Genomic DNA, 22,116 nt, shown 5'->3' with positions numbered 1-22,116 from the left:
CGGGTGGCACTCGATCAGCGTGGGAGGCGTGCTGGTGCGCTCGCGGGTGGCACTCGATCAGCGTGGGAGGCGCGCCGCGCTAGTCGTCCAACTCCAGGCCTAGGAGGGCGTTCTCCAGGACCTCCGGCATCGCCGGGTGAATCCAGTACTGGCCGCGGGCCATCTCGCGGGCACCGAGGCCGAAGCTCATGGCCTGGATCACCGGCTGGATCACCGTCGACGCCTGCGGACCGATCAGATGCGCGCCGAGCAGCTCACCGGTGCCGCGGTCGGCGATCACCTTGCAGAAGCCGGTGGTGTCCTCCATCGCCCAGCCGTACGCGACGTCGCCGTAGTTCTGCACCTTCACCGTGATGTCCCGGCCGGTCGCCCGCGCCTGCGCCTCGGTGAGGCCGACGGCGGCGATCTGCGGATGGGTGAAAACCGCGAACGGAACGTAGCGATGGTCGAAGGAGACCAGGTCGGGGGAGTCCCACCCGTGCAGCAGGTTCGCCTGCACCACGCGCTGTTCGTGGTTGGCGACGTGCTTGAGCTGGTACGGCGAGCTGACGTCGCCGAGCGCCCACACGCCGGTCGCCGGAGTGCGTCCGTGCTCGTCGCACGGAACGCGGCCGTCATCGGTGAGCGTGACGTCGATCGACTCGAGATTCAACCGGTCGCCGTTCGGGGTGCGACCGACCGCCACCAGCACCACGTCGGCGTCGACCGAATCGCCGTCGGCGAAATCGAGGCGAACGGAACCGTCGGGCTGGTCTGCGGCCCCGGTCATCGTGGCGTTCAACCGCACGGTCCAGGCCTCGCTCGCCACCTGCGTGAAGCGCTCGCTGACGTCGTCGTCGAGGGCGCGGAGCAACCGGCCGCTGCGCGCGATGACCGTGACGTCGACGCCGAGCGAGGCGAAGACGTGCGCGAACTCGGCGGCGATGTAACCGCTGCCGACGATCGCCATCCGCTTCGGGAGCTCGGGAAGCCGCATCACGTCGGAGTTGGTGTAATACCGGATCCCCGAGTCGGCGATGATCGACGGCACGTCGGACCGGGAGCCCGCGGCGATCACGACCTGCTGGGCCAGCACCTCGTCCCCGGCAGCGGTCACCAGCCGGTAGCGGCCGGTATCGGCGTCGCGGCCGTCGAACTGCACATGGCTGGTGTACACGGTGATGTTCTCGCAGCGGTCGGTGCGATACTCCTTGCCGCTCTGCGCGATCGGGTCGATGCGGCCGAAGACGCGGCCGACGATCGCACGCCAATCGACGGTGTTCACCGAGGCGTCGACGCCGTATCGAGCCGAAGACCGCGCGCTGTCCGCGACGTCCGCGGCGTAGACGAACATCTTGGTGGGAATGCAGCCCACGTTGAGGCAGGTGCCGCCGTAGACGCCTTCCTCGAAGATCGCGATGCTCGACGCGTCGAATCGTTCGTCGGGGATCGAGTTGCCGCTGCCGGAACCGATGATCGCGAGATCGACTTCTTGGGTGGTCACTGCTGTACTCCTTCGCCGAACACCGTGTTCAGCCATGTCTGGACCTCGCCGTAAGCGATCCGGCGAGGGGTCTCGAGGGATAGGAAGACGTCGTGGCGGGCGTCGGGTACCGCGACGGCCCACACGGTGCGGCCGATCATCGCAGACCACTGTGCGATCTGTTTGACGTTCAGCACGCAGTCGGCGGTGTCGACGGCGGTGCGGTAGCCGTCGGTGAACCGGGTCTTGTCGGAGCGCAGCACCAGTGCGGGCACGCCGACGTCGATCCCGCGGTGCAGGCGATGCTGGCCTGCACGTACCGCGGCCAGCCAGCCGAAGGTGACCGGGAATCCGCTCAGCGGTTTGCACCGGAGGTCGTACGACCACTCGCCGTGACGGCTCACGTGCAGGCTGTCGCCGTAGGCGCCGGACAGTTCGCGGGGGACCACCGTGCGGGCGCGAATCGCGCCGAGGCCCTTGATCAGGCCGCCGACGACGCCGGTTCGCAGCAGTGCACTGCCCTGCAGGTCGAGCCACGGGCTGTTGAGGACGAGTCCGGCGATGTGGCGATGGCGCTCGGGATCGGATTCGCGGAGCCGGTTCAGCCAGAGCGGGGTGATGAGCCCGCCCGTCGAGTGACCGGCGACGATGACCTGCGCCGAGGCGTCGTCGGCGCCGGTCCCCTCGAGGCCGGTCTCCTCGACGATGACGTCGAGGGCCGCCGTGAGTTCGCGGTCGTAGAACGCCAAGTCGGTGACGAAGTGCGGTTGATCGCCATCGCGCAGCGACCGGCCGCATCGCCGCAGATCCACCGCGTAGAACGCGTACCCGCGGTCGGTGAAGAACTCGGCGAGGTCGGCCTGAAAGAAGTAGTCGGTGAAGCCGTGCACGTACAGGACGGCGCCGTTCGTCGTCGCGGCGTTGCCGGGCGCTCGAACCAGCGTGGCCTCGATGAGGCCGTCCCCGTCGGGATCGTCTCCGAGAGGCAAAGGGAGGGACTGGAAACCATCGAGGAACTCATCGGATCGCCACCGGCGGCTTTTAACGATGCTCACGCGGTCCACCTTAAGGTGCGAACCCGACACCGCGCTTCTCGTCCCCGGCAGAACGATCGATAGGTCGGCGTGGCACGCGATGTCGCACACCCCACACTTGAGGTAACCGATGCCTGCTCTGACAACGCCATGGTGAACAATGAGGCGGAAACAGGTCTTGAATGCCCTATGGGTGGAGGAGTTCAACAGCGTGGCCACAGTGATCAAGACGGATGTAGCGCTCGTCGGCGCGGGAATCATGAGCGCCACGCTCGGTGCACTGCTCCGCCAATTGGAACCGAGCTGGTCGATCAGCGTGTTCGAGCGACTCGAAGCGGCCGCGGCGGAGAGCAGCGACCCGTGGAACAACGCGGGCACCGGTCACTCGGCGCTGTGCGAGCTGAACTACACCCCGGCCGACGCAAACGGTGACATCGACATCACCAAGGCGCTGGGCATCAACGAGCAGTTCCAGATGTCGCGTCAGTTCTGGTCGTTCGGCGTCGACAAGGGGCTCCTCGGGGCGCCGGACGAGTTCATCAACCCCATCCCGCACGTGAGCTTCTGCCACGGCCAGGACGGTGTCGACTTCCTCCGTAAGCGGCACGCGGCCCTGGCGAGTCAGACCCTGTTCGAGGGCATGGAGTTCATCGACGACGACGCCGTCTTCGCCGAACGTCTGCCGCTCATGTCCGCCGGACGCGACTTCTCCAACCCGGTCGGCCTCAACTGGTTCGAGGACGGCACCGACGTCGACTTCGGCGCACTCACCCAGCAGCTCCTGAACTACGTCGGTCGCGACGCTGACCTCTACTTCGGTCACGAGGTCCGCAACCTCACCAAACAGTCCGACGGCAGCTGGCTCATCAAGGTCCGCAACAGCCGGAACGGTGAGACGCTGCGCGTGGAGGCGAAGTTCGTCTTCGTCGGCGCGGGCGGCGGCGCGCTGCACCTGCTGCAGAAGTCCGGCATCAAGGAGGCCAAGGGCTTCGGCGGCTTCCCGGTCAGCGGCGAGTTCTTCCGCTGCACCAACCCGGAGGTCATCGCTCAGCACTCGGCGAAGGTGTACGGTCAGGCCGCCGTCGGCGCTCCGCCGATGTCGGTGCCGCACCTCGACACGCGCGTCATCAACCACGACAAGGGACTGCTGTTCGGGCCGTACGCGGGCTGGTCGCCGAAGTTCCTCAAGTCCGGCGGGATCATGGACCTCCCGAAGTCGGTGAAGCCGGGCAACCTGTTGCCGATGCTGTCGATCGCGCCGCAGGAGTTCGGTCTGCTCAAGTACCTGATCTCCGAGCTCGCCGCGAGCCCCGTCGATCGCGTCCACACGCTGCAGGACTTCGCGCCGCGGGCGGTCGGTGAGGACTGGGAGCTCATCACCGCAGGCCAGCGCGTCCAGGTGATCCGCAAGCACGGCGCAGGCGGCAAACTCGAGTTCGGCACCGCTGTCGTCGCCGAGGGCGAAGGCACGCTCGCCGGCCTGCTCGGCGCCTCGCCGGGCGCGTCGACCGCCGTTCCCGCCATGATCTCGGTGCTGGAGCAGTGCTTCGGCGGCACCCGCTTCGACGGCTGGAAGAGCAAGCTCACCGAGATGATCCCGTCGTTCGGCCAGAAGCTCAACGACAACCCGTCGCTGTACCGGGAACTGTGGGACTGGACCGGCCGGAGCCTGCAGCTCACCGGAAAGGACAGCGCCGGACAGAGCGATGCCGGACAGACCGGCGCCGCACAGGTCAACGGATAACTCCTCGGCCTCACCGCACGCGATCACGGGCGTACCATCACCGCAAACGCCCCACACGCCGCGAGACCAGTCAGCGTGCTGGTCTCGCGGCGTTGTTCGTTCATCGAAAGGAGCCGATGCATTGTGACCCGCCGACGCGACCTGGCCGGAGTGCATGCGGCGCTCGACGCCCTCGCCGACGCCACCGTGGGTGACCCGACGACGATGCGCGACCTGCTGGAGGCCGTCCTCCTGGTGGGGCGCGGGCTGGAACTCGATCAAGCGTTGCAGCGCATCGCCGAGGTGGCCGCCGACGCGTTGGCCGCGCGGTACTGTGCGGTCGGCGTCCGCGGGCCGGAACTGAGTCTGCAGGCGTTCGTCCACACCGGCATCTCCCCGGAGATCCGGGCGACGATGGGGCCGCTGCCCGTCGGGCGCGGTGTGCTCGGCGAACTGCTCCACCATCCCGAGGTGCTCCGCATCGGGAAACTCTCCGACCATCCGTCGTCGGTCGGATTCCCGCCCAACCATCCGCCGATGGACACGTTCCTCGGCGCGCCGATCATCGTGCGCGACGAGCTGTTCGGCAGTATCTACCTCACCGAGAAGCAGGGGGCTCCGGAGTTCACCCCGCTCGACGAGAAGATCGTCGCCGTGCTCGCCGTCGCCGTCGGGATCGCGGTCGACAACTCGCGCGCCTTCGAACGGGCGCAGGCGCGCCTGCGGTGGATGCAGGTGATCGCCGACCGCGGCTCGGAGCCGTTGGCCGGCACCGAACTGACGGACACGCTCGACGGCCTCTGCCGGGACGTCTCGGCACTCACCGGGGCCGTCGACGTCTTCATCGTCACCGGCGCGCAGGTGGCGGGGCACACGGGCGCACTGCCGGACGTCGAGAATCTGTTCGCCGTCGTCGACCCGGACGACGAGGTCGCGGCCGGGCGACTGGTGGTACGACAACTGCTTGCCGGTTCACAGCCGTGGCTGCGGCGCGGCGCGGGATGGGTCACCGTTCAGCCGCTGCAGGGCGGTCAGGGTGAGTCGGCGATCGTGGTGACGCGGGGAGAACGCCGCTACTGGACCGGCGAGGAGGTGGCCGGTCTGCAGGGCGCCGCGCGCGTGGCCTCGCTCGCCCTCGCGTACGCCGACCAACAGCAGCTCAGCCGTGATCTGCAGTTGCTGGAGGATCGCCACCGAATCGCCCGCGACCTGCATGATCTGGTGATTCAGCGACTGTTCGCGATCGGGATGTCGGTGCAGACCATGCAGGCCGCACGGCACGAATTGGACTGCACCGTCATCGACGAGGAGCGACTGGAACAGGTCATCACCGATCTCGACGGCACCATCGCGCAGATCCGGACCTCGATCTTCGACCTCCAGGGGATGCCCGGTCACGGCGGAGCCGTCACGCTCCGGCGGCGGGTACTCGACGTGGTCGCCGAGGTCGCGGCGCATGCACCGATCGTGCCCAGCGTCGCGTTCCTCGGACCCGTCGACACCCTGGTGCCCGACGGGCTGGCGCCGCACATCGAAGCGGTGCTGCGCGAGGGGATCTCGAACGCCCTCCGGCACTCGGGCGCCGATCGGATCGGTGTGCGGATCGTCGCCGACGATGTGGTGACCGTGGAGGTGACCGACAACGGACGGGGGATCCCGCCGACCGCCGAGTACTCGGGGCTGGCGAATCTGACCCGTCGCGCCGACAACTGCGACGGCAACTTCACAATCACCAGCAGCGCTGCGAGCGGCACCACGCTGACCTGGACCGCGCCGCTGCACTGACGTGCTCGCGGTGGGCGAGCTCTCGAGTCAGCGCTCCCGTGCGCGCAGTTCGGTCGCGAGTACCGCGACCTGGGTACGACGCTGCATGTCGAGCTTCGCGAGGATGCGCGAGACGTAGTTCTTGATCGTCTTCTCGGCGAGGAACATCGTGTCGGCGATTTGCCGATTCGTCATCCCCTGACCGATCAGGGTGAACACCTCCCGCTCCTGACCGGTGAGGCGAGCGAGGGGATCGGTGGGCTCGCCGTCGCGCAGTCGTGCCAGGAGGGCGGCGGTGCTCCGATCGTCGAGCAGCGACCCGCCGGCGCCCACGGTCCGCACGGCGGCCACCAGGTTGTGTCCGAGGATCTGCTTCAGGACGAATCCGGAGGCTCCGGCCAGGACCGCGGCCAGCAGCGCGTCGTCGTCGGCGTAGCTGGTGAGCATCAGACAGTGCACCCGCGGCAGCGCGCTCCGCACGGATCGGCACAGTTCCACGCCGTTGCCGTCGGGGAGCCGGACGTCGAGCACGGCGACGTCGGGTTTGGTGGCATTGATGCCCACCCACGCCTCGTCGACAGTGGCAGCCTCGCCGACCACTTCGAGGTCCTCCGCGGTGCTCAACAGATCGCGGAGACCGCGCCTGACGAGCTCGTGATCGTCGACGAGAAAGACGCGATGCCTGGGTGCTGTTTCGGCCATGGCCTCAACGCTACAACAGGGCAGGAGGCGACTCGGGGCCCAATGTCGACGGGACCTTCGCCCCGAGAAATCGCAGGTGGTGACCACCAGAGTGGGAACCATGACCAGTTTGATCGGCACCCCGATGACCGGCGGCGACCTGCTGCGTGAACTCCTGCCCGTGTGTGAGACCGAGGTGGAGCGTCACCTCAAGATGACGATCGATTGGAACCCGCACGACTACGTTCCCTGGGACGACGGACGGAACTTCGCCGCCCTCGGGGGCGTGGACTGGGATCCCGAGCAGTCGCAGCTGTCGGAGACCGCGAAAGCGGCGATGATCACGAACCTGCTCACCGAGGACAACCTGCCGTCGTATCACCGGGTGATCGCCGACAACTTCAGCCTCGACGACGCCTGGGGCTACTGGGTCGGGAGGTGGACTGCCGAGGAGATGCGGCACTCCATCGTGATGCGCGACTACCTCGTGGTGACCCGCGGCGTCGACCCGGTGGAGTTGGAACGCACCCGGATGCTGCACATGATCGGCGGATTCGACCCGCTGCCCGACGACGACGGTCAGCGCGACCACAGCTACGACATGCTGCTCGCGGTCGCCTACGTCTCGTTCCAGGAGCTCGCGACCCGGGTGAGCCACCGCAACACCGGGAAGGCCTGCGGAGATCCGATCGCCGACCGCATGCTGGCGCGTGTCGCCGCCGACGAGAATCTGCACATGCTGTTCTACCGGAACGTGGTCGCCGGGGCGCTGGATCTGGTGCCCGACGAGGCCATGGCGGCCATCTACCTGATCGTCTCGAACTTCCAGATGCCGGGCGCCACGATGCCGAACTTCCGACGGAACGCCGTGCTCATCGCCAAGGGCGGCATCTACGACCTTCCGCAGCACCTGCACGACGTGGTGCTGCCGGTGCTGCGGAAGTGGCGGATCTTCGATCGCGACGACTTCGGCCCGCTCGGCGAGATGTACCGCGACAAACTGTCCGAGTACTTGGCGCAGATGAACATCAAGGTCGCCAAGTTCGAGGAGTCGCGGGCTCGCGCGCTGGAGCGTGCCGCAGCCCGGTGAGCGTCGGGCGCGGGCCGGGTCACACGCACCCACCGACTAGGCTGGTCTGTCATGGTGCAACCCCATTATCTCGCCGGACTCGACCTGCGCGGGCGTCGCGTGGTGGTCGTCGGAGGCGGCGGCGTCGCGCAACGGCGTCTGCCGAATCTGATCGCCGCGGGCGCCGACGTCCACGTCATCGCCGTCGACCCGACCCCGGCCGTCGAATCCGAGGTCGCGGTGACCGTGCATCGTCGTGCCTACGCGGACGGCGACCTCGCGGGCGCCTGGTACGCGATGGCGTGCACCGACGATCCGGACGTCAACGCGGCGGTCGTCGCCGAGGCCGAACGCACGCGGGTGTTCTGTGTCCGCGCCGACGACGGCAAGCTGGGGACCGCGGTCACGCCGGCGTCCGGGACATACCGCGACCTGCAGTTCGGCGTTCTGGCGGGCGGCGACTACCGCCGGTCGGGCGCGGTCCGCACGGCGATCAGCGACGCCCTCGCCGACGGGACGTCGCTCCAGGTGGGCGACGGTCCCCGACATGCGGCGGGCGTCGCACTGGTCGGCGGCGGTCCCGGCGACTCGGATCTGATCACCGTGCGCGGCCGCAAACTGCTCGCCGAGGCCGATGTCGTGGTGGCCGATCGGTTGGCGCCGATCGGACTGTTGGACGAACTGGGCCCGCAGGTCGAGGTCATCGACGCCGCCAAGGTGCCGTACGGCCGGGCGATGCGGCAGGAGCAGATCAACGAGATCCTCATCGACCGCGCCAAGGCCGGCAAGTTCGTCGTCCGGCTCAAGGGCGGCGACCCGTACGTGTACGGCCGCGGTTTCGAGGAACTGCAGGCGTGCGCCGACGCCGGCGTGCCGGTGACCGTGGTGCCCGGAATCAGCAGCCCGATCGCGGGACCGGAACTGGCGGGCATCCCCGTCACCCATCGCGGGGTGACGCACGAGGTCACCATCGTGTCCGGTCACGTGGGTCCGGATCATCCCGACTCGCTGACCAACTGGCCGGCGCTGGCGCAGATGCGAGGCACCATCGTGATCATGATGGCGGTGAAGCGGATCGACGAGTTCGCGACGGCGCTGCTCGACGGCGGGCGGGCGGGCGACACGCCGGTCGCGTTCATCGAGAACGCCTCGCGTGCCGACCAGCGGTTGCTGCGCACCGACCTCGCGCACGCCGGGCAGACCGCGCGCGAGGAGAAGTTGATCGCTCCGGCGATCGCCGTCGTCGGACCGGTGGCCGGTTTCACCGACGCGGATCGAGTACTGGAGTTCTGACATGACTGCACGCTTGGCCGCAGGTCTGGCCGGCCTTCTGCTCCTCGCCGCGGCGATCGGCGCCTGGTGGCTGCACCCCGTGGTCACCGCCGTCCTCGTCGGCGTCGCCGTCGTCGTGATGTCGGCGTGGCAACTCTATCGCCGGAGTCGGGGGATCGTACCGCTGCCGGACTCTGTCACCACTACGTTCGTGGTGCCGCTGACGTTCGGAGCGCTCGCGGTGATCGCTCTCAACGGCTGGATCTACCGGATCTCCGCCGATGCAGGCAGCGACAACGGCGAGTTTCAGATGCTGATCGGCCTGGTCACCGGCGTCGTCGGCATGGCGGGCGCCTACGGGTACGGTCGCCTGCGTGCTCAGAAGGCTCAGATCGACGAAGTCGTGGAGGCCTCCATCGTCGACGACCGTCGCACCCGCAAGGACGTCGACGACGAGCAGTGGTTCTTCCCCCAGGCCAAGTGATCGTCGGATTCAGTCGGTGACGACCGTGATCGCGGTTGACGAGTCGATCTCGACGCGCTGTCCCGCGTCGGCGAGGACGGCGGCCAGCGCGGTGACGTCGCGCACGGTTCGACGCGTCCGGACCAGTTCGCGGGCCATCAGCCCCTTGTAATGCTTGTTGAAATGGCTGACCACGCTGCGTGAACCGTCGGGGGCCTCGGTGACGACTGTCGCGGTCACCGCGCCGCGGACCGGTCCGAGTTTCTGGTAGACGCCGGAGCGGAGGTCGACGACGAAATCGTCCAGCGCGTCGAGCGCGGGGGAGAGCGTCGGCTTCCATAGTGAGCCGAGCGTCCCGAAGCCGGGGAGCCGAGAACCGCCGGACAGGCGGTATGCGGGAATCAGATCGCGTGCGCCGACCACGCCGAACAGCGCCGAGCCGATCATCAGCCGGTCACCCGCCTTGGTCTTGCTCGCTCGCGTCATTCCGGGATAGTCGAGTGCGTCGTAGAGGACGCCGGTGTACCGCGTGATCGCGGTGCGGGTCGGCGAGTCCCAGAGGTCGGCGTTGCGCTCGATCTCCGCGACCGACGACGCGCCCAGGCCCAGAGCGGTTCGGGAGGCGTCGAGATCGGCCGCCAGCTCGACGATCGCGTCGGCGAGCTTGCGGCGGATCGGATTCAGGTCGGGCAGCGTCAACCCGTCCAGCTGGAGCGGAGCGGACGTGCCGCCGTCAGACTTGGTCTCCGAAGGAGGCAGGATCACGAGCACGCGACCACCCTAACCAACGGCGGGTCGGTCCCATTAAGCTGGTACATCGTGATCACACGGATGTCGAACCTGTTTCTGCGTACCCTTCGCGACGACCCGGCCGATGCCGAAGTCCCGAGCCACAAGCTGCTGGTGCGCGCGGGTTACATCCGCCGTGCCGCCCCCGGCGTCTACGAGTGGCTGCCGTTGGGCCTCAAGGTCTTCCGTGCCGTCGAGAACCTGGTCCGCGAGGAGATGGACGCGATCGGGGCGCAAGAGATCCTGCTGCCCGCGCTGCTGCCGCGCGAACCGTACGAGGCCACCGGTCGGTGGACCGAGTACGGCGACGCGCTGTTCCGCGTCAAGGACCGCAAGGGCGCCGACATGCTGCTCGGTCCCACGCACGAGGAGATCTTCACCCAGCTGGTGAAGGGCGAGTACAGCTCGTACAAGGATCTCCCGGTGACGCTGTACCAGGTGCAGACCAAGTACCGCGACGAGGAGCGTCCCCGCGCGGGACTGCTGCGCGGTCGTGAGTTCGTCATGAAGGACTCCTACTCCTTCGACCTCACCGACGAGGGGCTGGCGTCGTCGTACGACGCGCACCGCGCCGCCTACCAGCGCATCTTCGAGCGACTCGGCGTCCAGTACGTCATTGTCGCGGCGACCTCGGGCGCCATGGGCGGTAGCGCCTCGGAGGAGTTCTTGGCCGAGTGCGAGGTCGGTGAAGACACCTTCGTGCGCAGCACCGAGTCGGGATACGCCGCGAATGTGGAAGCGGTGATCACGCCGGTTCCGGACGCAATCGGTTTCGACGACGCGCCCGCCGCGTCGGTGCACGACACCGGCGACACCCCGACCATCGACACGCTCGTCGAGTGGGCCAACGGGGCGCTCGACGGCGAGTACACCGCAGCCGACACCCTCAAGAACATCATGGTGAAGATTCGCAAGCCGGGTGGCGAGTGGGAGATCACCGCCGTCGCGGTCCCGGGCGATCGGGAGGTGGACTTCAAGCGACTCGAAGCATCCGTCGAACCCTCCGAGGTGGAGTTGCTCGTCGACGCCGACTTCGAGGCCAACCCGCAGCTCGTCCGCGGCTACATCGGCCCGAAGGGCGTGCAGGCCGCGGGCTTCCGCTTCCTCGCCGACCCGCGTGTGGTCAGCGGCACCCGCTGGATCACCGGCGCCGACGAGCCCGGCAAGCACTACGTCGATCTGGTCTGTGGCCGCGACTTCACCCCCGACGGCGTCATCGAGGCCGCCGAGGTACGGGCGGGCGACCCGTCACCGGACGGCAAGGGCGTGCTCGAGACCGCGAAGGGCATCGAGATCGGGCACATCTTCCAGCTCGGTCGCAAGTACACCGACACCTTCGAGCTCGACGTGCTCGGAGAGGACGGCAAACCGGTCCGGGTCACCATGGGGTCCTACGGACTCGGCGTCTCGCGCATGGTCGCCGTGCTCGCCGAGCAGATGCACGACGAGAAGGGGCTGCGCTGGCCGCGCGAGGTGGCGCCGTTCGCGGTGCACCTGGTGATCGCGAACAAAGACGAGGCCGCCGTCGCCGGCGCGCAGCAACTCGCCGCCGATCTGGACGCCGCCGGTCTGTCGATCCTGTTCGACGATCGCAAGGCGTCGCCGGGCGTCAAGTTCAAGGACGCCGAGCTGCTGGGCATGCCGGTGGTCGTGGTGGTGGGCCGGGGCTGGGCCGACGGCACCATCGAGATCCGCGACCGCTTCACCGGCGAGACGGTGCAGGCGCCGGTCGACGGCGCCGTCGACGCCGTGATCGCGGCAGCGCGGGGATAGCCGACGACGAGCGGCTACTGGCCGGGGAACGCCACGGTCCGGGGGGTGGCTCCGGCCACCCCGCGCCAGTACGACGACCGCAACGCGCAGTCGGTGAGGCCGTCGACGCCGATCCGTCGGACCGAGGCGTCGGACGCCTGCTCGATCAGCGCGCGGTAGGCGGTCTCGCAGTCGCGCTCGGCGGTGATCGCGGCCTTGGCGGCGGACTCCTGGTCGGTCACCTCTACCGGCAGGGTGTAGCCGGGAGCGGGCGTGCGCTCGTCGCGCCCGGCGTCGAGCAGTTTCTCGTTGAGCTGATCGCGGCGCACCCGATGGGCGGCGATGTCTTCGGCGACCGTGGTGCGGACCTCGCGCGTGGTGAATGCAGTGAGGACGCCGTAGGTGAAGACGGCGGCGTTCTCCGCGTCGGCGGCTGCGTCGAGGGCGTCGTTCTGGCTCATCCGAGTTGCACTTTCGCGAGGGTCTGGCAGGAGGCGCTGATGGATCCGAGGAGACCCGCGGAGAAGCCGGACATGGCGACGGCGGCTCTACCCGCGGCGGTCGCGGACTGCTCGATCTGACTGCCGAGCGCCTGCACCGACGCGGTCGGGCTCGTCGCCGTCGACTCGATCTGATCGGCGATCGAGGAATGCAGCCGATTGATCTCGTCGCGCAGTGCGGTCAGGTGGGCTCCACGTTGATCGGCGACCGTCGTCAACGCCTCGGTGTAGGCGGTGTTGCGCGGAGCCAGCTGCCGCGCAGCAGCCTGGTCCCGAAAGGCCGCCCGAGCGTGCGGAATCAGTGCTTCGGCGTCGCGCTGACGCTGCGTCGGACCGGTGTCGCACGCCGACAACGACCCCCCGAGCGCCACCGCGGCACCGGCGGCGGCACCGCCGCGGAGCAGGCCTCTGCGCGTGATCGGAGAATCCGGGATCGGGGCCTCGCGGCGGATCGGGTGTGGAGTCACAGTCGACGATTCTGCCAGTCGTCTCCGTCGACTACACTCGAAGCCCGGTCGGGCGGGCGCGCCGAGCCCAGGCGCGACTCGACCGAGAGAAGAGAATCAGGAGGATGAGCGGTATGACAGGCGAGGCCCTGACCGCGCGGATCAGCGAACGAGTGGTCCCGGTGCTCGAGCGGCTCGGATTCGACCTCGAGGACGTCGCCGTCCTGACCCCTCCCGGTCGGCGCGACGTCCGCATCATGATCGATCGCGACGGGGGCGCGACCCTCGACCAACTCGCCGACGTCAGCCGCGAACTGGAGCCGGTGCTCGACGACGCGCACCTCCTGGGCGAGTCGCCGTACGACCTCGAAGTCACCACACCGGGCATCGGCCGACCGCTGACGCTGCCGCGGCACTGGCGCCGCAATCAGGGGCGCAAAGTGAACCTGGAGTACCGCGCGGGCGACGTCGAAAGCACTCTCGAAGCGCGTATCGGAGTGAGCGACGACGAGCGCGTGACGGTGGTGACGGCCGACAAAGGGCGGCTCCGGACCGTCGACATCGCCCTGGCGGACATCACGCAGGCGGTTGTCGAAGTGGACTTCACCCGGCCGGGCGAGGCGGTTCTGCGGGCCTGCGGGCTCTCCGACGACGAGATCGTCCGACGTCGCGAACCGGCTGCGCAGGCGACAACTGAATAATCGACAACTCAATCCGACAAGCGAATAGGAGCAACCACCATGCACATCGACATCAGCGCACTGAGACTCATCGAGGCGGACAAGGGCGTCCCCGCGGACACCGTCCTCGAAGCCATCGAGACGGCCCTGCTGACCGCCTACCGCCACACCGACGGCTTCGCCCCCCACGCGCGCATCGACATCGACCGCAAGTCCGGCGAGGTCCGCGTGATGGCGCAGGAGCTCGATGAGGACCGCAACGTGGTGCACGAGTGGAACGACACGCCCGAGGGCTTCGGCCGCATCGCCGCGACGACGGCCCGCCAGGTGATCCTGCAGCGTCTGCGCGACGCCGAGAACGAGAAGAGCTACGGCGAGCTGGCCGCGCACGAGGGCGAGGTGGTCGGCGGCGTGGTCCAGGCCGACGCGAAGGCCAACGCCCGCGGGCTGGTGGTGGTGCAGATCGGCTCCGACGCCAACTCCACCGAAGGTGTGATCCCGTCCGCCGAGCAGGTGCCGGGGGAGAACTACAAGCACGGGGACCGCATCAAGTGCTATGTCGTCGGCGTCGCGCGCGGCGCCCGCGGTCCGCAGATCACCCTGTCGCGGACCCACCCGAATCTGGTGCGGAAGCTGTTCTCGCTCGAGGTCCCCGAGATCGAGGACGGCTCCGTCGAGATCGTCGCCGTTGCGCGCGAGGCCGGGCACCGGTCGAAGATCGCCGTCCACACGGGCGTCTCCGGACTCAACGCGAAGGGTGCGTGCATCGGCCCGATGGGACAGCGCGTTCGCAATGTGATGAGCGAACTGTCGGGCGAGAAGATCGACATCATCGACTACGCCAGCGATCCCGCGGTGTTCGTCGGCAATGCGCTCTCGCCGGCCAAGGTGCTCTCGGTGACCGTCATCGATCCCGAGGCCAAGGCGGCACGGGTGATCGTGCCGGATTACCAGCTGTCCCTGGCCATCGGCAAGGAGGGGCAGAACGCGCGTCTGGCCGCTCGGCTGACCAACTGGCGGATCGATATCCGGTCGGATGCGGGCGACGGTGGCCCGCGTGACACCGACGGTGGCACCGACGAGCCCGTGGATACGCTAAACTGACCCGTGGCCCTTCGAACGTCGGCACCTCCGGTGCGTACCTGCATCGGTTGTCGTCAGCGCGAACTCGCCGCCCAGATGGTCAAGTTCGTGGCGGTGCGCGGAATAGACGACACCGCACATGTGGTTGTCGATGAACGAGGGAGACTGCCGGGACGAGGCGCCTGGCTGCATCGAGACGACGCGTGTCTGTCGCTCGCGGTGCGGCGCAGAACATTCGGAGCGGCACTACGGGATCGCGGCGTCGTCGTGAACCCAGAGGATCTCGCCGAGGCCATCGGTGGGGTCGCCCATGAGGACCCCCTACGGGGTCAGGACAGGTAGCAGAAGACATGAGCACACCGTGAAGTCTCCACGATGAGCACGTTTACTGATTGAACCGAGGTCGTAGCGGGTAGCCCGCTCGACCTCCAAGTGAGGAGAGCAGTGGCAGGCAAAGCCCGCGTTCACGAACTAGCCAAGGAATTGGGCGTCGCCAGCAAGGTAGTGCTGGAACGTCTCAAGGAGCAGGGCGAGTTCGTCAAATCCGCATCGTCGACGGTGGAGGCCCCCGTGGCCCGTCGACTGCGTGAGTCTTTCACCTCCGGCGGTTCCGCCGGAGGCAACGCCGCACCGGCCAAGCCGGCGGCGAAACCGGGTGCCAAGCCCGGTCCCAAGCCCGGTCCGGCACCCAAGCCCTCGGCGGCCAAGCCCGTTGCCGCGAAGCCCGCGGCTCCGGCTCCGAGCGCTCCGTCGGCTAAGCCCACTCCGGCCGCGGCGGCAGCACCGAAGCCTGGCGCCAAGCCGGGTCCGAAGCCTGCGCCGAAGGCCCCGGAGACTCCGGCGGCTCCCAAGCCCGCAGCTGCGTCGGGCGGCCGGTCGGCAGACGGTCCCCGTCCGGGCCCGCGTCCCGGACCTCGCCAGCCGCGGGTCGGCAACAACCCGTTCTCGTCGGCTCCCGCACCGCGCCCCATGGGCCCGCGTCCGGGTGCAGGCGGTCCGCGTCCACAGGGACGTCCAGGTCAGGGCGGTCCGCGCCCCGGCGGCGGCCAGGGTGGCCCCCGCCCGCAGGGTGCTCGTCCAGGTCAGGGCGGCCCGCGCCCCGGCGCCGGTCAGGGCGGTCCCCGTCCGAACCCCGGCAACATGCCGTCCCGTCCGAGCCCGGGTGCGATGCCGCAGCGTGCAGCGCGCCCCGACGCACGTCCCGGCGGTCGTGGCGGCCCCGGCGGTCGTAGCGGCGGTCCCGGTGGCGGCGGCGGCTTCCGCAACGGCGGTGGCGGCGGCGGTGCTCCCGGCGGCGGCTTCCGCGGTCGTCCCGGTGGCGGCGGCGGTCGCGGTCGTGGCGGCACGGCCGGTGCCTTCGGTCGTCCGGGCGGCGCTCCGCGTCGTGGACGCAAGTCGAAGAGGCAGAAGCGGCAAGAGTACGACTCGATGCGCGCTCCCGAGGTCGGCGGCGTCCGGTTGCCGCACGGCAACGGTGAGGTCATCCGCCTCGCTCGCGGCGCATCGCTGTCGGACTTCGCCGACAAGATCGACGCCAACCCGGCATCGCTGGTCCAGGCCCTGTTCAACCTCGGCGAGATGGTCACCGCGACCGAGTCGGTCAACGACGAGACGCTGGAGCTGCTCGGCGGCGAGATGAACTACGTCGTTCAGGTCGTCAGCCCCGAAGACGAGGACCGCGAGCTCCTGGAGAGCTTCGACCTCACCTTCGGCGAGGACGAGGGTGGCGAGGAAGATCTCGCGCAGCGTCCCCCGGTGGTCACCGTCATGGGTCACGTCGACCACGGTAAGACCCGACTGCTCGACACCATCCGTAAGGAGAACGTCGGCGGCGGCGAGGCCGGCGGCATCACGCAGCACATCGGCGCGTACCAGGTCAACACGCACCTGAACGACGAGGACCGGTTGATCACCTTCATCGACACCCCGGGTCACGAGGCGTTCACCGCCATGCGTGCCCGCGGTGCGAAGTCGACCGACATCGCGATCCTCGTGGTCGCGGCCGACGACGGCGTCATGCCGCAGACGGTCGAGGCGCTCAACCACGCGCAGGCGGCCGAGGTGCCGATCGTCGTGGCGGTCAACAAGATCGACAAGGAAGGCGCCGACCCGACGAAGATCCGCGGTCAGCTGACCGAGTACGGCTTGATTCCGGAGGAGTACGGCGGCGACACCATGTTCGTCGACATCTCCGCGAAGCAGGGGCTGAACATCGATCAGCTGCTCGAGGCGGTGCTGCTGACGGCAGACGCGTCGCTCGATCTGCGGGCGAACCCCGACATGGACGCACAGGGTGTGGCCATCGAAGCTCACCTGGACCGCGGTCGCGGCCCGGTGGCGACGGTCCTCATCCAGCGCGGCACCCTGCGGGTCGGCGACTCGATTGTCGCGGGCGACGCCTACGGCCGAGTCCGGCGCATGGTGGATGAGCACGGCGACGACGTCGACGAGGCCTACCCGTCGCGTCCGGTCGAGGTCATCGGCTTCACGTCCGTACCGGGAGCAGGCGACACCCTGCTCGTGGTCGAGGAGGACCGCATCGCGCGGCAGATCGCCGACCGTCGCAACGCGCGCAAGCGCAATGCGCTGGCCGCGCGCAGTCGCAAGCGGATCAGCCTCGAGGATCTGGATTCGGTGCTCAAGGAGACCAGCCAGCTCAACCTGATCCTGAAGGGCGACAACTCGGGCACCGTGGAGGCGCTCGAAGAGTCGCTGCTGCAGATCGAGATCGACGATGAGGTCTCGCTCCGCGTGATCGACCGCGGTGTCGGTGGCATCACCGAGACCAACGTCAACCTCGCGGCGGCGTCGGACGCGATCATCATCGGCTTCAACGTTCGCGCCGAGGGCAAGGCCACGGAGCTCGCGAACCGCGAGGGCGTCGAGATCCGCTACTACTCGGTCATCTACCGGGCGATCGAGGAGATCGAGGCGGCGCTCAAGGGCATGCTCAAGCCGATCTACGAGGAGTCGGCGCTCGGCCGTGCGGAGATCCGTGCGATCTTCAAGTCGTCCAAGGTCGGCAACATCGCCGGTTGTCTGGTGCAGTCGGGCATCATGCGTCGCAATGCGAAGGCACGCCTGCTGCGCGATAACACGGTCGTCGCCGAGAACCTGACGATCAGCTCGCTCAAGCGTGAGAAGGACGACGCGACCGAGGTCCGCGAGGGCTACGAGTGCGGTCTGACGCTCACCTACAGCGACATCAAGGTCGACGACGTCATCGAGGCGTACGAGATGGTCGAGAAGGCACGGGACTAAGGCATGGCAGATCCTGCACGGGCCGCACGGCTCGCCAAGCGGATCACCACCATCGTCGCTTCGGCGATCGGTGGGGAGATCAAGGATCCTCGGCTCGCTCACGTGACCATCACGGACTGCCGGGTGACCGGCGATCTGCACGACGCGACCGTCTTCTACACGGTGATGGGAGCGTCGGTGGACGCCGAGCCCGACGTGGCGGAAGCGGCGGCCGGTCTGGCCGCCGCGACCGGCGCGTTGCGCTCGAAGGTCGGCGCGGGCACCGGAGTGCGGTTCACACCGACACTGCGGTTCGAGCTCGACACCGTCCCGGACGCCACCCGCGCCATGGACGAGCTCCTGGCGCGTGCGCGTGCGCAGGACGAGATGGTCGCGCGGACGGCTCGGGATGCGAAGCCTGCCGGTGACACGGATCCGTATCGGCATGATGAGGCCGACGACGCGGAGGGCTCCGCCGGGTGAATCCGGCATCGAGTGAATCGGTCGCCGAGCTGCTCGGCCGTGCCGACTCGGTTTCGATCATCAGCCACGTGCGACCCGATCCCGACACGATCGGCAGCGCGCTCGGCTTGGGTCTGGCGCTCTCCGGGCTGGGGAAACGAGTGCACTGCTCGTTCTCCGGTCCGGAGGCACTGCCCGGTCCGCTCCGGGAGCTGCCCGGCGCCCACCTGCTGGTGGACGCCGCGGACCTGCCCGACGCCGACGTCGTGGTCTCCGTCGATGCGGCGACCTCGGGCCGACTGGGTGATCTCGAATCCCTGTTCCAGTCGACGCGCACCTCGGTGTGCATCGACCACCACGTCTCCAATACCGGCTTCGCCGATCTCGATCTCATCGATTCGGAGGCCGACTGCACCGCGTCGATCATTCTGCGGGTGGTCGACCTGCTGGGCGTCGAGTTGACTGCGGACATCGCCACCTGCCTGTACGCCGGGCTGGTGACCGACACCGGGTCGTTCAAATGGGCGCGCCCGGCGTCGTTCGGGGTGGCGGCGCGCCTGCTCGAAGCCGGCGTGGACGGCAGCCACTGGAGTCGAGTGCTGCTCGACGCGCATCCGTACTCCTGGCTGCGGATGGTGTCGAAGGTCCTTGCCGATTCGGTGCTCGACACCGCCGCCGCGCGCGGTCGCGGGCTGGTCTACGGAATCGTCGACGCCGAGATGATGTCGACCATCAACTGGGACGAGTCGGAGAGCGTCATCGACGTCGTCCGCACGGCGCGCGAGGCGGAAGTGGCCGCAGTCTTCAAGGAGGTCGCCGTCGGCCGGTGGGCCGTGTCGCTGCGCAGCAAGACCGACGTCGACGTGATGACCGTCGCGCGGTCGTTCGGCGGCGGCGGACACATGCATGCGGCCGGCTACAGCGATTCCGGGAGTGCCGCGGAGATCGTCGAGCGGCTCCTCGCCGCACTGGGGTCGGAGTAGCGACGACGTGGCGATGCTGCGGCTCGCGGCGTCTGCGCTCGTCGTCCTGATCGCACCGCCGCTGTATCTGATTCTGGATCTGGCGGTGGTCGGTCGGCTCGGTCCGACGGAGCTCGCGGCGCTGAGTGTGGCGACACTGGTGCTGGCGACGCTCAGCACACAACTCACCTTCCTCTCCTACGGCACCACTGCCCGCTCGGCCCGGGCCTTCGGCTCGGGCGATCGCGAACGCGCGGTCGCCGAAGGCGTGCAGGCGAGTTGGATCGCAGCGGGCGTCGGCACGGTGATCAGCGCGGCGGGCTGGATCCTGGCGCCGTGGATCACCGGCGCCCTGGTACCCGACGACGCCGTCGCGAGCGACGCCGCGTCGTGGCTGCGCATCGCACTGTTCGGGGTTCCGCTGATCCTGTTGTCCATGGCGGGCAACGGGTGGATGCGCGGGGTGCAGGACGTTCGTCGCCCGGTGTACTTCGTCGTCGGCGGCCTGGCCGTCGGCGCCGTCCTGTGCGTCGGCCTGGTGCACGGCGTCGGCGGTCTGCCGCGCCTGGGGCTGGAGGGCAGCGCGTGGGCGAACCTGATCGGTCAGGGCCTGACCGGCATCGCATTCGCGTGGCGATTGGTGACGGAGAGTCGAGGGCGCCTTCGACCGGACTGGTCGGTGATCCGAGCGCAGTTGTCGATGGCCCGCGACCTGGTGCTGCGCAGCCTCTCGTTCCAGATCTGCTTCATCTCCGCGGCCGCGGTCGCGGCCCGATTCGGCGTCGCGCAAGTCGCCGCGCACCAGGTGGTGCTGCAGCTGTGGGACTTCACGTCGCTGCTGCTCGACTCGCTCGCCATCGCGGCGCAGCAACTGGTCGGCGCAGCGCTCGGCGCCACCGCCTACGGTGCGGCACGGTCCGCGGCCAAGCGCGCGACCGTGATCTCGTTCGGACTGTCGGTCGCGGTGGCGGCGATCCTGGCCGTCGGGGTCGGGGCGATCCCGCGGATCTTCACCGACGACCCGCAGATTCTGGACGCGATGCGCACGCCCTGGTGGTTCTTCGTCGTCATGCTGCCGATCGCCGGCGTGGTGTTCGCCCTCGACGGGGTGCTGCTGGGCAGCGGCGATGCGGCATTCCTGCGGACGGCGACGCTCGCGGGCGCGCTCGGCGCGTTCCTGCCGTTGATCTGGCTGTCGTTGATCTTCGACTGGGGGCTCGCAGGCATCTGGACCGGCCTGCTGGCGTTCATGTGCGCGCGGTTCGCGGCTGTCGTGTGGCGGGTCCGCGGCGGAGCCTGGGTGACGTAGCTCCGGCGTGTCGTGGAACCGAACCGAGGTGCGCTGCGTCTAACCGAATGTGGGGGAGACCGGTGCCATTGCAGAACTGCTCGCTGAACGGGACGGCGTCATCACGACGGCGGAGGCGTTGCGACTCGGATTGACGCGTCGCCAGGTCCAGGGGCGGTTGGATCGAGGTGAATGGTGCCCGGTGGTGACCGGCATTCATCGCAGCGCGTCGCACCCGTTGACCGAGGCGGTGCTGGTGCGTGCAGCGGTCGCGGCGCATCGCGGGGTGGCCGACCGTACCACCGCGGCGTGGTGGCACGGTCTGCTCGACGACCTCGCTTATCCGCTCACGGTCAGCGCCTTCGACCGGACGCGAGGAGCGCGTTGGCCGCTGGGACCGGTCGACCTGCTGCGTCGGCGCTACCACGAGGACGATGTGACGCTGGTGCGCGGGCTTCCGGTGACCACGTTGCCTGCGACCGCAGTGTTCTGCGCGGCGTCGATGAAGGATGGCAGTCAGTTTCTCGACCGCGTGCTGCAGATCGGAGCGGTCTCGGTCGATGAACTCGGGGATGTCATCGACCGAACCAGCGGATGGAAGGGCATGGCGGCCGCACGGAGGCTGGTCGCCGTCGCCGCCGAGGATTCGGAGTCGGAGGCGGAGCGGATCTTCGTCCGACTGCTTCGTGACGCCGGGATCACAGGGTGGGTGCAGCAGTTCCCGTTCGGTCCGTGGAGGCTCGACTTCGCGTGGCCCGAGCGGCAGTTCGCGGTCGAGATCGACGGTTGGGCCTTTCACCACCAGCAGCCGCGGTTCCGGTCCGATCGCGCGAAATACAACGCGCTCGACGACGCGCGGTGGCGGAAGAAGGTCTACACCTGGCACCAGCTCGTCGACTCCCCCGGGGGCGTCATCGACGAAGTCCTCGGGGTCCTGAATTCTGAACCTCGGTAGGCCGGCGAAAGTGGGACATCTGGAACGCCGTGGGTACCGAATGTCACGGTTTCGGATGACTAGGGGCGACGGCGGTTCGATACTGCGGGAATCTGTCCAGGAACTTCTGCACGTATGTGCAGACGGGGACGATCGTGGTGCCTTGGGTGGTGAGTTCGTCGAGGACCGACGAGACGAGCAGACGGGCAAAGCCCGCACGGCCGTACTTCTCGGTGACGACGGTGTGGAGAAGGACGACAGTGCCGTCCTCGCGCGGCTCGTAGCCTTCGACGCCGATCAGTTCGTCGCCCGACCAGAGCTCGTAACGGTCGCGGTCGGGCACGTGACGAAGCTCGGGTTCAGGTGTGAGCTGAACCGTCGGCGGAGGTACGGGGACGGACGTGGTCATGTCTCGAAGCTACCCCCGAGCAGGCGCGACATGGTGCGATTGTCGGCCAATCACTCGGTCGCATCACTGGTCCTTGCGTCGGTCGAAGGCAGGCGCGTAGGAT

The 22,116-nt window shown here is 68.6% G+C and carries 21 protein-coding genes; 14 read left to right on the top strand and 7 right to left on the bottom strand.

Translation table 11 applies throughout. The features are described 5' to 3' along the window. Positions 1-79: 79 nt before the first annotated feature. Both GH2_RS12230 and GH2_RS12225 read right to left on the bottom strand, forming a co-directional pair. Complete coding sequence (locus tag GH2_RS12230; protein WP_372434532.1) at positions 80-1,483, bottom strand: mycothione reductase; 1,404 nt, start codon at positions 1,481-1,483, stop codon at positions 80-82. After that, the gene (locus tag GH2_RS12225; protein WP_244885375.1) at positions 1,480-2,517 is read right to left on the bottom strand and encodes an alpha/beta hydrolase; all 1,038 of its coding nucleotides are present in this window, start codon (positions 2,515-2,517) and stop codon (positions 1,480-1,482) included. Before GH2_RS12225 ends, GH2_RS12230 begins: the two co-directional genes overlap by 4 nt. A gap of 139 nt (positions 2,518-2,656) precedes the next feature. Between GH2_RS12225 and mqo the strand changes: the two genes are divergently transcribed. Continuing rightward, a complete protein-coding gene (gene mqo / locus GH2_RS12220) occupies positions 2,657-4,240 on the top strand; it encodes a malate dehydrogenase (quinone) (protein WP_066168020.1) in 1,584 nt (527 codons plus the stop codon). A gap of 123 nt (positions 4,241-4,363) precedes the next feature. Then, complete coding sequence (locus GH2_RS12215) at positions 4,364-6,004, top strand: GAF domain-containing sensor histidine kinase (RefSeq protein ID WP_174545346.1); 1,641 nt, start codon at positions 4,364-4,366, stop codon at positions 6,002-6,004. A 27-nt stretch (positions 6,005-6,031) separates the two neighbouring features. Here GH2_RS12215 and GH2_RS12210 read toward each other — a convergent pair whose 3' ends face one another. Beyond that, on the bottom strand, positions 6,032-6,685 hold the full coding sequence (locus GH2_RS12210) for a response regulator transcription factor (protein ID WP_066168017.1): 654 nt from the start codon (positions 6,683-6,685) through the stop codon (positions 6,032-6,034). Between the two features lie 100 nt (positions 6,686-6,785). Here GH2_RS12210 and GH2_RS12205 point away from each other — a divergent pair, with 100 nt between their 5' ends. From GH2_RS12205 to GH2_RS12195, 3 genes are read left to right on the top strand one after another with little or no spacing between them, the layout of a single operon-like run. Then, positions 6,786-7,754, top strand: coding sequence for an acyl-ACP desaturase (locus tag GH2_RS12205; RefSeq protein ID WP_066168440.1), 969 nt, complete (start codon positions 6,786-6,788; stop codon positions 7,752-7,754). Positions 7,755-7,805: 51 nt separating this feature from the next. Then, the gene (gene cobA, locus GH2_RS12200; protein WP_066168014.1) at positions 7,806-9,026 is read left to right on the top strand and encodes a uroporphyrinogen-III C-methyltransferase; all 1,221 of its coding nucleotides are present in this window, start codon (positions 7,806-7,808) and stop codon (positions 9,024-9,026) included. 1 nt (position 9,027) lies between these two features. Further along, positions 9,028-9,489, top strand: coding sequence for a hypothetical protein (locus GH2_RS12195; RefSeq protein ID WP_066168011.1), 462 nt, complete (start codon positions 9,028-9,030; stop codon positions 9,487-9,489). 9 nt (positions 9,490-9,498) lie between these two features. On the opposite strand, the gene yaaA is transcribed toward GH2_RS12195, so the two are convergent. After that, the gene (yaaA, locus tag GH2_RS12190) at positions 9,499-10,239 is read right to left on the bottom strand and encodes a peroxide stress protein YaaA (RefSeq protein WP_066168008.1); all 741 of its coding nucleotides are present in this window, start codon (positions 10,237-10,239) and stop codon (positions 9,499-9,501) included. A 60-nt stretch (positions 10,240-10,299) separates the two neighbouring features. On the opposite strand from yaaA, the gene GH2_RS12185 reads away from it, so the two are divergent. Further along, the gene (locus GH2_RS12185) at positions 10,300-12,030 is read left to right on the top strand and encodes a proline--tRNA ligase (protein WP_066168005.1); all 1,731 of its coding nucleotides are present in this window, start codon (positions 10,300-10,302) and stop codon (positions 12,028-12,030) included. A 14-nt stretch (positions 12,031-12,044) separates the two neighbouring features. On the opposite strand, the gene GH2_RS12180 is transcribed toward GH2_RS12185, so the two are convergent. Together GH2_RS12180 and GH2_RS12175 are read right to left on the bottom strand one after the other, a co-directional pair. Further along, positions 12,045-12,470 carry a ferritin-like domain-containing protein gene (locus GH2_RS12180; protein WP_066168002.1) on the bottom strand — a complete coding sequence of 142 codons (426 nt, stop codon included), beginning with the start codon at positions 12,468-12,470 and terminating at the stop codon, positions 12,045-12,047. Beyond that, a complete protein-coding gene (locus GH2_RS12175) occupies positions 12,467-12,976 on the bottom strand; it encodes a twin-arginine translocation signal domain-containing protein (protein WP_084247459.1) in 510 nt (169 codons plus the stop codon). Before GH2_RS12175 ends, GH2_RS12180 begins: the two co-directional genes overlap by 4 nt. 104 nt (positions 12,977-13,080) lie before the next feature. Between GH2_RS12175 and rimP the strand changes: the two genes are divergently transcribed. The 8 genes from rimP (at position 13,081) to GH2_RS12140 (ending at position 21,625) form a co-directional block, all read left to right on the top strand. Continuing rightward, complete coding sequence (gene rimP / locus GH2_RS12170; protein ID WP_307825386.1) at positions 13,081-13,656, top strand: ribosome maturation factor RimP; 576 nt, start codon at positions 13,081-13,083, stop codon at positions 13,654-13,656. A 39-nt stretch (positions 13,657-13,695) separates the two neighbouring features. Beyond that, complete coding sequence (gene nusA / locus GH2_RS12165; protein ID WP_066167996.1) at positions 13,696-14,739, top strand: transcription termination factor NusA; 1,044 nt, start codon at positions 13,696-13,698, stop codon at positions 14,737-14,739. Between the two features lie 3 nt (positions 14,740-14,742). Beyond that, entirely contained in the window at positions 14,743-15,060 is a 318-nt protein-coding gene (locus GH2_RS21300; RefSeq protein ID WP_084247458.1) for a YlxR family protein, read from the top strand. Between the two features lie 102 nt (positions 15,061-15,162). After that, a complete protein-coding gene (infB, locus tag GH2_RS12160; protein ID WP_066167993.1) occupies positions 15,163-17,979 on the top strand; it encodes a translation initiation factor IF-2 in 2,817 nt (938 codons plus the stop codon). Between the two features lie 3 nt (positions 17,980-17,982). Next, positions 17,983-18,441: a 30S ribosome-binding factor RbfA gene (rbfA, locus tag GH2_RS12155; RefSeq protein WP_066167990.1), complete on the top strand. Its 459-nt coding sequence runs from the start codon at positions 17,983-17,985 to the stop codon at positions 18,439-18,441. Then, the gene (locus GH2_RS12150) at positions 18,438-19,403 is read left to right on the top strand and encodes a DHH family phosphoesterase (RefSeq protein WP_066167987.1); all 966 of its coding nucleotides are present in this window, start codon (positions 18,438-18,440) and stop codon (positions 19,401-19,403) included. The genes rbfA and GH2_RS12150 overlap by 4 nt, the downstream gene beginning before the upstream one ends. Before the next feature lie 13 nt (positions 19,404-19,416). Beyond that, positions 19,417-20,691: an MATE family efflux transporter gene (locus tag GH2_RS12145; RefSeq protein ID WP_066167984.1), complete on the top strand. Its 1,275-nt coding sequence runs from the start codon at positions 19,417-19,419 to the stop codon at positions 20,689-20,691. 184 nt (positions 20,692-20,875) lie between these two features. Continuing rightward, positions 20,876-21,625, top strand: a complete 750-nt coding sequence (locus GH2_RS12140; RefSeq protein ID WP_244885373.1) for an endonuclease domain-containing protein — start codon at positions 20,876-20,878, stop codon at positions 21,623-21,625. A gap of 43 nt (positions 21,626-21,668) precedes the next feature. On the opposite strand, the gene GH2_RS12135 is transcribed toward GH2_RS12140, so the two are convergent. Next, complete coding sequence (locus tag GH2_RS12135) at positions 21,669-22,013, bottom strand: GNAT family N-acetyltransferase (RefSeq protein ID WP_066167978.1); 345 nt, start codon at positions 22,011-22,013, stop codon at positions 21,669-21,671. Positions 22,014-22,116: the final 103 nt, after the last annotated feature.

It is taken from the genome of Gordonia hydrophobica NBRC 16057 (assembly GCF_001592365.1).
Taxonomy (GTDB): domain Bacteria; phylum Actinomycetota; class Actinomycetes; order Mycobacteriales; family Mycobacteriaceae; genus Gordonia; species Gordonia hydrophobica.
The sequence above is the reverse complement of the archived record's forward strand: the minus strand, read 5'-3'. Positions and strand labels throughout refer to the sequence as shown.